The following is a 10,150-nucleotide window of genomic DNA, read 5'->3' as shown; positions in this document are numbered from 1 at the left end:
TGGTTTGTGATGCTCTGAATATGGCAATTTGGCAGCGAAAACCTCCATCAGGGCTTATTGTTCATTCCGATAGAGGGGCTCAGTATGCTAGTTACCAATATCGCAATTTATTAAAGAGCAAGGGATATATTGGTAGCATGAGCAGAAAAGGTAATTGCTGGGATAACAGCGTTGTTGAAAGCTTCTTTGGCAGCTTAAAACAAGAGCGAGTTCAATGGCGAAATTATCAAAACCGATGGGAAGCTCAACAGGACATTTTGAATTACATCACCATGTTCTATAACAGCCAAAAATTACATTCATATTTGGGATATTTAAGCCCAAATCAATTTGAAAAACAGAGCGATTTTTTAACGAAAGTTGCTTAACTGGGGTGTAACATTTTGGTTGACCACGTCAAAAGCCAAGGGTACAATCCGGAGCACAACGCACTGTTCCAAGCATACACACCCAGCTGCTGACTATCAGTAAAATCAGGCAATTTATAAGAAGATAATCTCTCAATTGATAAAGAGCGGATAATTTTATCTTGCTTAAGTTGTGAATTTTTAATCATTTGCTATATAATATTGTTATAGTCCCCAGGCCATTCCTATCCTTACGAAAGTAAGTGACGAATCTGGGGCCAGTATTATTGCCTATCATACGCTCGAAATCTTTCCAAACAGTCTTTCAGATAAATTACATATCCGCCAGAGGAATAATGTCCTTATTAAAGAAATAAAAATTTAAAATTGGAATGTTGCTATTATAGGCATTCTCAACGATATAATGCTGCAGAATATTATCTCCTTTTCCCGAGGAAGAGAGGGGCGTGCTGATACATAAATAATCAGTGTTGGCATAGGTAATTTTCCACCAATCCGATAAAGGAAGAATGTGACCTTTACCTGGAGTGATAGCCGGGTTAATGGAATGATTAACGGCAGTATCCAGGCTGAATCTATTCCCCTTGAGAATCAGGCTGGTTTTATCATTACAGGTAATATAGCCATAGTTAAAGCCATTTACTGTCGATTCAAAGTGATCCAGACATCCTGTCTCATCCGCTCCTAAGCCATGAGGCGGTGTTAAAGCGGTCATTGCTACTGAAGAATTTGCGGCTTTATCATTTTTACAGGAATCAATCACTTCTACTGGTACGGATGCGATTGCTAATTGAGAAAAAATGAATCCCGGTATAAGTATTATTTTTTTTAGTGACATTGTTCTGTTCCTGTGGCAGCCATAAATTCTTGAGTATACTTCCAAAACACGGTATGTCCATATCCTGCTGTCGACTCCAGCGCAAAATCATAGTCCGGGTGTTTTTCATTTATTGGAGGTGTATCGCCAGCATTAAAGACATCATGTTCGGGATTTGTGAATTTATATCCCCATTTGAAATGCAGATGATTCTCTCCTTTTGTAAGCAAATCAATCCCATCCCAGAAACATCCTCCATTAGCATAATCAACACCGTTTTCATCAAGCGCATTAAGGGCAATTTGATAGAGTTCATGAAAATCATTTTCAAGATCAGAACAGAGTACTTCTCTGACCCTTACATTGATTGGATGAAGAGAGGAAAGTTGTGTCCCTCTCTTAGCTACAAACTCATTAACAGAGGTGTACTTATATGATTTACTTTTTCTTACGAGCGCATTAGCTATTGCTGCTCGTTCTTCGTATGGGCTGTTAGGTGAAGCTTCACCGTAAACAATTGCTGCAATCAACTTTATTTCAGAAACTTCTGTGGGTTTATCAGTGCAAGTAGTCGTTGGTCTTGTACAGTTCAAGCCATCAGCAGCAAGAGTCCAGGTGGCATTTGGACATACACGAAATGCATTGCAGCTCCACCATGGAATATTGTAATAAGCTACTGATCCGTCCGCGCAAAACCATGTATCTGCTCCCATAATTTTTCTATCTGTGGGTGAATAACAAGCTGGATTTACATCAGTCGTAGGTATTACCTTCCATTCATAACCAAAAAGAGCTAAGTGCAAGCATGCATTTTTGTAATCTTTCCCAACAACTACCTCAGGGCCTGAGTTAATAATATAGGCAAGCTCAGCTTGATAATTGGATATTTCAATAGAAGGGGTTGTCTCTGAAAAATAAGCAAACGAATAGGGGAGCATTAGCAAATTTATCATTATTGAACTTAAATATTTCTTTTGGGCAAACATATATATCCTTATAATGAAAGAATTAGATTAGATAGAAAAACTATTTATAAAATGCTTATTTCCTGATTCTTCAAATAAAAGGAGGTATTCATTATTTTCATTAATGATTTCAAAAAAATAGTTTAATGCCCCACAATCACCGCCTTATTAAACCCATCCATCCCCGACTTAATCACCAAGCCGCCAAGTTCAATCTTACGGCGAGTATCCGCCCGGCGCTTTTTCAATTTCTCAAGGGCGAGTGATTTTTCACAGCGAGCGATTGCCTGCTGCTGTTTTTGAATTTTGGTTTTAGTGGCCATGCTTAAGCTCCTTGGCAATTTTGGCGAAAACCAAATCCAGTTGCTTTAAGTCATAATGATGAAGCTCGTGTTTGTAGGCGAGGGTGCCGATTTCGAGCTTGTTTTTATGCTGCAATTGCTCAAGCTTTTTCTTGGCTTGTTCAATTTATCCATGAGAGCATCTTCCATTTGCGATCGTGTCATCTTTGACATGGTCTTTCCGCAAAAGTAAGGATGTCGCTAAACAGCATACTGGCACCGATCTCCGAAATCAATAGTCGTTGAAACAAACAAGCGAAGCGCCTCATTTCATCCCGAAAGCGAAAAGCGAAGGGCGCAATATACAAACTTTGTTTGTGTTGCTAAGATAGCCGGCATGGCCATCGCTTTCGCTCGCGTATCAATACACACTCGCTCGAAAGGACACAGCGCAGTAGCCGCCAGTGCTTACCGCACGGCAAGCAAGCTATTCGATGAAAGAACAGGAACTGACTATGATTATTCCAGGCGTAGGGAAGTCGTTTTTTCTGAAATCATGCTACCCGAAGGGGCATCCGAGAAATTTCAGCAACGTGAATTCTTATGGAATGAAGTCGAGCGCGCCGAGACACGCAAGAATTCGCAATTGTGCAAAGATGTCGTTCTTGCCCTGCCTAAAGAATTAAGTACTGTTGAACACATCGAATTAGCCCGCCGCTTTGCGCAAACCCATTTTGTCGATAACGGCCTGCCTTGCGATATCGCGATTCATGATGACAAGGATGGTAATCCCCACGCCCATATTCTGGTGACCTTGCGCCGACTGCAAGGCGAGTATTTTGCCAAACACAAGGCACGTGATTTAAATCCTACTTTTGCCAAGGGCTTTGTGGTCGAAGGCGATTACTGGAATGAGCAATGGCGTTCTTTCCAAACGGACTATTTTCAGGAAAAGAAAATTGACCTGGCTGTGGATTTAAACCACCTCATCAGTGAAAAACACGAAGGACGAAATCGTGATGAAGCGAATCATTACCTTCGTGAAGAAAACCAACTCATTCGTGAAGCACGGGAAGAATTAGCACTGCATGATTTGGATAATCCCTTAAATCAACTGTCATTAAGCCACAGCGTGTTTACCCGCAAGGACATTGAAAAGCTGCTGTTTAAAAGCATTCAATCGGATACCACCAGCACCGCTTATTTAAATCAAGTCGCGCAATTCCTTGCTCATAAGGATGTTATTAGTCTTGGTGTGAATGACAGCGGCGTTGAATCGTTCACCACCAGCCATCAATACATCGCCGAGAGCCGGCTCTTAAGTCGTTGGGGTAAAGAGGATGCATTAAAAGATTTTTTTTCCAACCATCTTTAAGAGTAAAATTAGACAGTTTGTAGGTTCGATTACTTTAAGTAGTAATAAGATTTAAAGTTCTCATAAAAACTCCTTACTAGTTTGGGCTGGATACGGGAAAACCCTATTTGGCGTAGTGCTCCGGAAATTGCGCTGCGAGACAAAAAGTTCCAAAAGAGAAAAATCCTTATGTGGTCTTGCCTTCTAGGAATTAAGTTATCCAGGTTGAGCATTATTCACTCGAACATCATTATTATTATCATCTTTTATAACCTTGGCTGCCGCGCTAATTGAACCCACTGAATAAAAAAATGTACCTGGTGCAACAGAAGAGGTTTGGCTAATTGGTTCAATGTCTATAGAAAACTCTTCCTTCTTCTGAAGTACCGCACTCTGGGATAAGTACCCTGTTAACCCTCCCAGTTCTGCTAAATTCTCACGTAAATAGGCGCGATTAGTTGGATCTTTATCTTCAGTATATAAGGAGTAGTAAAAGGCCAGTACATCATTCGCTGATGATTTTTCCAGTAATTTGGAGGCCGCAGTTGGATCAAAATGCGATAAACACCATCGTTCATAAGCTGCCTTACCAAATTTCTCATGAGTTAAGAAATCTTCAATCAAATAATCCCAATGAAATTCCGCCCTAGGGTGCAATCGAAATCCGCAATGATAGTGAAAAAGCAGGGATTCGTAACCTATATCGACCTTAATATTCCCATTGGTTTTAAAGTAGCTTGAAAAACTGTGTCTAAATGCCAGTTCATGCAAGGCGGTTCCAACATTTCTGTATTCTCGGTTGGGAGAGGTATTATGCAACTGACTAATAATGAAATATTTTTTAAAGGTCGGTGCACCCAAGCTCTCTTCCTCAAGGTGCAGATAACCCAGTTGCATTCCTTCACTATCGATAAATTTAAAATTATGTCCATATCCATATTTATTCACAACGGAAAACTCTACAGGATTGCCCTCTTTATCGAGTATTTTTGTAGTTAATTTCATTTCATCAGCTCCGTATTAATACTGGGTTGTAAGACTTAGAACCTATCCAAAACAGAGGGGAATTTGAGTTATTAATTTGCCACTTTATTTAATAATTACTCAAAAATACAGAAAAATTTAGGCATACGCCATTTCCTATGTAACCAATAAAATGCCCTTCTTCGTTAGTTCGAAAAAATTTATGCCTTTTTCATTTAGAATTTTATAGAAAGTCATAAGTAGCCCTATTCTTTAGAATTAAAACAGCCCATTATCAGTCAATGGGCTGTATTCGTTCCCATTTCAGTTCGTTGAAGTCATAGGCATAATTTCTTGATTAAAGAAATAATAATGGATAATTGGTGTTGAACTATTGTATGCATTCTCGACGATATAATATTGTTCAACATCACCCCCGTCTCCTGAGGGAGAGAGTGGTGTGCTAATGCACAAATAATCAGTATTATTAAAAGTTATTTTAGACCAATCAGAGCCGGGTGCTATGTCGGCACCTGGTGAAATAGAAGGATTAACAGAATGATTTTGTGCCGTATTTAAATTGATTCGTGAGCCTTTGAGGATTAAATAATTGCCATCATTACAAATAATTGAACCGTAGTTCAATGAGTTTTCTGTTGACTCCGCATGATTTAAGCAGCCTGGTTCATCATCTCCTAATCCTTCCGGGTGATCTATTTTAATGTAGGCTACTGATGAATTTACAGCTTTATGCTGCTTGCAAGAGCCTATGACTTCTGGAGGTAAATCTGCAAATACAAAGTTTGAGGACATAGCTCCCAATATAATCATTAAATTTTTTATCGACATTGTCCTACTCCTTCGGCACGCATAAATTCTTGTGTGGATTTCCAAATTACAGTATGGCCATAGCCCGCTGTGGATTCATAGGTGTAATCATATACTTTATTTTTTACGTGTATTCCAGCTGGATCGCTATTACCAATGTTCATTACATCATGCGCGGGATCGGTAAATTTATAACCATAAGGATAATGTGGATGTTTTTTCCCCTAGTGTTTTTAAATCATAGCCATCCCAAAAACATCCTCCATTGGCAAAGTCAACTCCTTCAGGCTCTAGTGCATTCAAGACTGCGTTATATAACTCTGGGTATTCAATTTCTACATTGGAACACATAACCAGGCGATATCGCTCCACTTTATTATGAACTGCAGCTGAATAATAAGGTCTTTTTTCTACAAGAGTATTTACAGAATCAAATTTATTTGAATCTCTAAATCGTATGACAGCATTGGCAATAGCCGCTTTTTCTTCAAATGTACTGTTTACTGAAGCTTCCCCGTATACGATTGCTGCGAGCAATTTTTCTTCGGAAACTGTTGCTGGGGTTTCTGAACACGTGAGATTTGGTCTTGAACAGGAGAGATCATCAATAGAAAGCTTCCAAGTACGGTTAGGGCAGGTGTGAAAAGTTTCACTACAAAGCCACCACGGTGTGTTGTAATACGCTAACGTGGAATCGGCACAATACCATGTATTTGCTCCCATCAACACGTTATCCGATGGAGAATAACAAGCCGGATCCGCACTTTTATGTGGAACAATTTTCCATGTATAGCCGTATGAGGCTAATTTGCTACAAGCGTCTTCGTAATTAAATCCATGTACGACTTCAGGTCCTGCCACAATGATGTAGGCTAAATCATTCTTGTAATTAATGATTGGAATTGACGGAATGGTTTCTGCTGGTTTTGCACAGAGTATGGAGCTCACTAGAAGTAAATTGGCTCCCAATGGTATTGATCTCTTCATAAACACCTCTTTAGGTAATTTTTTAAAATTTGATAGGAATGGGACAGGCTGTCCTGATTCATGACTAGGTTTTTAATCGAAGTATTTCATTCATGGGTCAGGTTTTTAGAACCCGTTCACCTGGATAATTTTTCATGAAGGATTGCGTTCCTATTCGCTCATAAAAAATTTCTTGATCATTTTTTAAAATATTATTACGAGGAATACTTAAAACAGCAGCACGACAAAGAAAGAGCACTGTCGAAGCAGGAAAGGCGCTTGATTGCTAAGCAAGCCGCGGATTACATGGATGAGCAATCCGCGTATTTAAAAATCCGGCAACAAATCACGAAAGATGCCAAACAGCAAAACATCAACATCAGCCAGCATCCTCAATTTAAAAATCTGTATGCCCAATCACTGGCAAGGGATGAAAAAGCCCATCGACTATGGACAAACCATCACCAGCAATTGGCAGATAACCCTCATTTGAAAGAAGCCGCAACCTCGATTGAAAAAGCCAGTCTGCGCTCCGAGCGTTATCAAACCATTGTTGCCATTGCTCAGAAAAAGTCATTGGAAGAGCAGGTTATGCCGCAGTTGGAGAAGATTAGCTGGAAAGCCGATGGCGTGCATATTTCACAGGTTGCGAAGGATTTTGGGCTTAAGCCGCAGCAGCTTTAAAAAGACTATTCAGGTTAGGCAGATTGAGAAAGAGAAGATGGTGTTTAATGAACTTAAGCAGCAGTATCCTGACTTGGCTGAGTATGAAAAACTTACCCAAACGCTAGGGCAAGTTAAAGGGTATAAAGCGGAACAGACAGAAGCCCTATTACAAAAAAATGTGCGAAACATTGTCGGGAATGAAGGACTTCATAAGCTGCTTCAAGAAAAACTTCCCTCTTTTGTATGTAATTTAGCCGAACGATGCAATAGTAAGTAGAACTATCTTGAAAAATAATCGGGTTTACTTACGTTGAAACTAATTCACGCTTATCATTTTCACCCACAACCTCAATGTAATATAACGATATTATAAGTTAGCATTTGCTTCAACAAGAAACATTAAGTAATTGTTTTGCCGCGGTGCAATTCATTGCAACTTCAATGGTTTTTCCTTTTTTTGCATCAAATAAAGTAAACACAAGGTAGTCAATATTGTCACAAGTTGCATGTATAGAGCCATCTGGTGCACGTATAGCGGTCGTAACTTGCTTACATTCTGGAAAATTATCTTGAATGATACGAGTCGCAACTTCCGTTGCATCTCCTTCAGGCGCAGCACCAACTTGAGGCAATCCAGCATTAGCTTTAGCGAGGGACATAACAAAAACAAGAGCTGTAATTATTATGTATCTCATACTAGTCCTTAAGAATAGTTGCATTTTGTGCGAACCGATACCTAATGTTAAGTATATACAAATAACATACATTTGCCATTTCAGATGGCTGCAACGAACCCCTACGTTTCTCAACGTCTTGGATTGGAAAAAATTGAAACTGTCCTTAGGTAAGATAATGTTTTGGTATTTTGGCGATTGGATAGGTTAGGACGATCACTAAAACATTTATTTCTTACGCTAGTAAACTGGGAATTGATTTTCATATTGTTACAGAGGTAATTAATAGAGAAACATCCTCGATTAAGTTTATGTTTCATGTAACTAATCCTTGCTGACTTGAAGCTGCTAGGGCTAGAGACAGACAAGGTGGCAGACCACATCAGCAATGCTATTATTGAAATCAAAAAGAAAATAGCTGAAAACAAAGACAGTAATTACAATGAGCATGCGGATGACATCGTTAAGGCATTTGCCAAACCAAGCTGTTGCGATTTTCGAAAAATCCGCGCAGCTTTAACAGCCAACCATGTAATGGACGAACTAATGAAATCTGTGCGAAAAGATGGGCAGATAAAACTGTAAAACTCAGGCTGATAGAAGTGCTTTAGCGGACGTCTATGGACTTTGTCGGTGATGCGTTGATCGGCGATCAACGTTACAGAACCTTTACATCGTCGCTCCGTGTGAACTTCTTTATTCTAATAGGCCATTTGAGCGGTAAGCAGTGATAAATCTTTATTATTTATAAAGTTTCATCAGCTATCGTTTTCTTTTAAAATTTAATTGGTGCATTCCTTTTGTGCTTTAGACTGTCGAACTCATGCCGTTGCTATCCTGAATCATCTTAACTCTAGTTCAGATTTATCTAATAAAGTTGCAGATGAGCATGCTGGATGTGAAAAAATGAGAGCTCCCATCCGTTTGATTTGAATAATAAGGCTTACGGATTTCAGAATGCTTTGCTTTCAAATTCTTCATGATTAGGCATAATTGATTATATGAAGAGCAGAATATATAATTATTAAACGCTTGTTGTTTTTTTAAATCATCATGCCCTACGAATACTTGAAGGGAGAGTTTTCTTGTAATAACCCAGAGTTATTTATGTCAGTTTGCTCTTATAAAAAGCACTCTTACATTATAGTGGGTGCGCGAGACAGAGAGACAGGGAATCAATATGTTCTCGCTCAATTTGGGCGTTTTGTTCAAGGTTTAATGCCAGAAGGCATGCCGACAAGAAAGGAGGGGATTTTAATTGGTATACAGGCTTTCACTATTTCCATTGAACAATATCAACAATTGTTTTTTTACTTAAAAAGTTCAAATCCAAGTATTATGTGTGCTATTCCCAAAGCCTGGCTCGCTCATGAAAACGATTATGATCCTGAGGGTAAAATCGACTTTATTTGGAACGATAGTTTAAAAAAGCCAGCATTTAAACAGACAGCTGCAAAAAAAGCCGAGCTTCCCGAAGTAGTTGGAGGCCTTTCCTTGTCAAATAATTGTAGAACTAATGCCAAGCAAATAACAAAAAAGCTTCTAAATACAGAAAGTTTACCAGGGGTTTCAAGTTTATATTTTAGATCATTGCCTTTTAAAGCTCATTTAAGTAAGGGAATTATTCGTGAAGAGTTATTTATTTATCCGCCGCCGCCTCCTTTGAAAAACATGGGGGATAATGAGAGGCAGTGGCGTATTTTAAGAAAAATGTATAATCGACTGAATGGCATAGCAAAAACCGCTCTCCGAATGGACAATAATCATAGCCATACTAAATTTAATAGTTTGAAAACACTCTATCAGCAAGAGTATGACAAATTAATGGGAGCTAATCCTCTCAGTATCTTTGATTTATTAAAAGATATTCAAACTTGGGTGGATACAGATGCCAATAAAGCAGTGATTGACGGAAGACGCTCTAACTCTATGTTTAAATTTAAAACGACAACAAGGAAAATGTTTAATGATATTTTGAAAGAGAATAAATCTGGAAAACCTATCCTCAAATAAAATCTTACAATAATTAGATAGTAAGAATATATAATGGTCACCTTTAGTTAAACTAACTGGTGCTTGTGTTAATAGGTAAATTCTGTCATAGCCATCCTGAAGATAATAGTTATGAGTGCCAACCAAGGTGATATCTATTTAACTATGCAGCAATTAATGAACCTGATGATTATGACGTGGTCTAATAGAATTTGACACCCCAGTTAAGAGATAATGTACTTAACTGGAGAAAAAATGGTAGCAAGAAAGAAGTAT

Annotated in this window: 14 protein-coding genes; 6 read left to right on the top strand and 8 right to left on the bottom strand. The window is 38.7% G+C overall.

Annotated elements, in window-relative coordinates; translation table 11 throughout:
• Nucleotides 1-368: IS3 family transposase (locus Lrub_RS07640; protein ID WP_156413034.1), on the top strand; the 368-nt coding region annotated here is incomplete at its 5' end.
• Nucleotides 369-681: 313 nt separating this feature from the next.
• Here Lrub_RS07640 and Lrub_RS07635 read toward each other — a convergent pair.
• The 4 genes from Lrub_RS07635 to Lrub_RS15190 form a co-directional block, all read right to left on the bottom strand.
• Nucleotides 682-1,206, bottom strand: coding sequence for a hypothetical protein (locus Lrub_RS07635; RefSeq protein WP_058531607.1), 525 nt, complete (start codon nt 1,204-1,206; stop codon nt 682-684).
• The gene (locus Lrub_RS15090; protein ID WP_237760778.1) at nt 1,197-2,171 is read right to left on the bottom strand and encodes a hypothetical protein; all 975 of its coding nucleotides are present in this window, start codon (nt 2,169-2,171) and stop codon (nt 1,197-1,199) included. Before Lrub_RS15090 ends, Lrub_RS07635 begins: the two co-directional genes overlap by 10 nt.
• 122 nt (nt 2,172-2,293) lie before the next feature.
• The gene (locus tag Lrub_RS07625) at nt 2,294-2,473 is read right to left on the bottom strand and encodes a conjugal transfer protein TraD (RefSeq protein WP_237760777.1); all 180 of its coding nucleotides are present in this window, start codon (nt 2,471-2,473) and stop codon (nt 2,294-2,296) included.
• Nucleotides 2,463-2,588, bottom strand: a complete 126-nt coding sequence (locus Lrub_RS15190; RefSeq protein WP_272946951.1) for a hypothetical protein — start codon at nt 2,586-2,588, stop codon at nt 2,463-2,465. The genes Lrub_RS07625 and Lrub_RS15190 overlap by 11 nt, the downstream gene beginning before the upstream one ends.
• 240 nt (nt 2,589-2,828) lie before the next feature.
• Between Lrub_RS15190 and Lrub_RS07615 the strand changes: the two genes are divergently transcribed.
• Complete coding sequence (locus Lrub_RS07615) at nt 2,829-3,806, top strand: MobA/MobL family protein (RefSeq protein ID WP_082651472.1); 978 nt, start codon at nt 2,829-2,831, stop codon at nt 3,804-3,806.
• A 195-nt stretch (nt 3,807-4,001) separates the two neighbouring features.
• Here Lrub_RS07615 and Lrub_RS07610 read toward each other — a convergent pair whose 3' ends face one another.
• The 3 genes from Lrub_RS07610 to Lrub_RS14990 all read right to left on the bottom strand — a co-directional run bounded on the left by Lrub_RS07610 (nt 4,002) and on the right by Lrub_RS14990 (nt 6,563).
• Entirely contained in the window at nt 4,002-4,790 is a 789-nt protein-coding gene (locus Lrub_RS07610; RefSeq protein WP_058531605.1) for a hypothetical protein, read from the bottom strand.
• A gap of 282 nt (nt 4,791-5,072) precedes the next feature.
• Nucleotides 5,073-5,597, bottom strand: a complete 525-nt coding sequence (locus Lrub_RS07605) for a hypothetical protein (RefSeq protein ID WP_058531604.1) — start codon at nt 5,595-5,597, stop codon at nt 5,073-5,075.
• A gap of 168 nt (nt 5,598-5,765) precedes the next feature.
• On the bottom strand, nt 5,766-6,563 hold the full coding sequence (locus Lrub_RS14990; protein ID WP_058531603.1) for a hypothetical protein: 798 nt from the start codon (nt 6,561-6,563) through the stop codon (nt 5,766-5,768).
• A gap of 258 nt (nt 6,564-6,821) precedes the next feature.
• Here Lrub_RS14990 and Lrub_RS07595 point away from each other — a divergent pair, with 258 nt between their 5' ends.
• Together Lrub_RS07595 and Lrub_RS07590 are read left to right on the top strand one after the other, a co-directional pair.
• Nucleotides 6,822-7,226 carry a hypothetical protein gene (locus tag Lrub_RS07595; protein WP_058531602.1) on the top strand — a complete coding sequence of 135 codons (405 nt, stop codon included), beginning with the start codon at nt 6,822-6,824 and terminating at the stop codon, nt 7,224-7,226.
• A 37-nt stretch (nt 7,227-7,263) separates the two neighbouring features.
• On the top strand, nt 7,264-7,485 hold the full coding sequence (locus Lrub_RS07590) for a hypothetical protein (protein WP_237760776.1): 222 nt from the start codon (nt 7,264-7,266) through the stop codon (nt 7,483-7,485).
• Nucleotides 7,486-7,594: 109 nt separating this feature from the next.
• Here Lrub_RS07590 and Lrub_RS07585 read toward each other — a convergent pair whose 3' ends face one another.
• Nucleotides 7,595-7,903 carry a hypothetical protein gene (locus Lrub_RS07585; protein WP_058531600.1) on the bottom strand — a complete coding sequence of 103 codons (309 nt, stop codon included), beginning with the start codon at nt 7,901-7,903 and terminating at the stop codon, nt 7,595-7,597.
• Between the two features lie 348 nt (nt 7,904-8,251).
• On the opposite strand from Lrub_RS07585, the gene Lrub_RS07580 reads away from it, so the two are divergent.
• Nucleotides 8,252-8,467, top strand: a complete 216-nt coding sequence (locus Lrub_RS07580; protein ID WP_058531599.1) for a hypothetical protein — start codon at nt 8,252-8,254, stop codon at nt 8,465-8,467.
• 468 nt (nt 8,468-8,935) lie between these two features.
• On the top strand, nt 8,936-9,895 hold the full coding sequence (locus tag Lrub_RS07575; protein WP_133134183.1) for a hypothetical protein: 960 nt from the start codon (nt 8,936-8,938) through the stop codon (nt 9,893-9,895).
• Nucleotides 9,896-10,150 lie beyond the last annotated feature (255 nt).

The sequence above is a fragment of the Legionella rubrilucens genome (assembly GCF_001468125.1).
Lineage (GTDB): Bacteria > Pseudomonadota > Gammaproteobacteria > Legionellales > Legionellaceae > Legionella_C > Legionella_C rubrilucens.
Note: the sequence above shows the minus strand (reverse complement) of the source record. Positions and strands in the feature narration are given on the sequence as shown.

Bases quoted from the DNA above. Each gene is read 5' to 3' on its own strand.
- Lrub_RS07635 (WP_058531607.1), bottom strand. From the start codon at position 1,206: ATGTCACTAAAAAAAATAATACTTATACCGGGATTCATTTTTTCTCAA.
- Lrub_RS15090 (WP_237760778.1), bottom strand. From the start codon at position 2,171: ATGTTTGCCCAAAAGAAATATTTAAGTTCAATAATGATAAATTTGCTA.
- Lrub_RS07625 (WP_237760777.1), bottom strand. From the start codon at position 2,473: ATGGCCACTAAAACCAAAATTCAAAAACAGCAGCAGGCAATCGCTCGC.
- Lrub_RS07615 (WP_082651472.1), top strand. From the start codon at position 2,829: ATGGCCATCGCTTTCGCTCGCGTATCAATACACACTCGCTCGAAAGGA.
- Lrub_RS07610 (WP_058531605.1), bottom strand. From the start codon at position 4,790: ATGAAATTAACTACAAAAATACTCGATAAAGAGGGCAATCCTGTAGAG.
- Lrub_RS07605 (WP_058531604.1), bottom strand. From the start codon at position 5,597: ATGTCGATAAAAAATTTAATGATTATATTGGGAGCTATGTCCTCAAAC.
- Lrub_RS14990 (WP_058531603.1), bottom strand. From the start codon at position 6,563: ATGAAGAGATCAATACCATTGGGAGCCAATTTACTTCTAGTGAGCTCC.
- Lrub_RS07590 (WP_237760776.1), top strand. From the start codon at position 7,264: ATGGTGTTTAATGAACTTAAGCAGCAGTATCCTGACTTGGCTGAGTAT.
- Lrub_RS07585 (WP_058531600.1), bottom strand. From the start codon at position 7,903: ATGAGATACATAATAATTACAGCTCTTGTTTTTGTTATGTCCCTCGCT.
- Lrub_RS07575 (WP_133134183.1), top strand. From the start codon at position 8,936: ATGCCCTACGAATACTTGAAGGGAGAGTTTTCTTGTAATAACCCAGAG.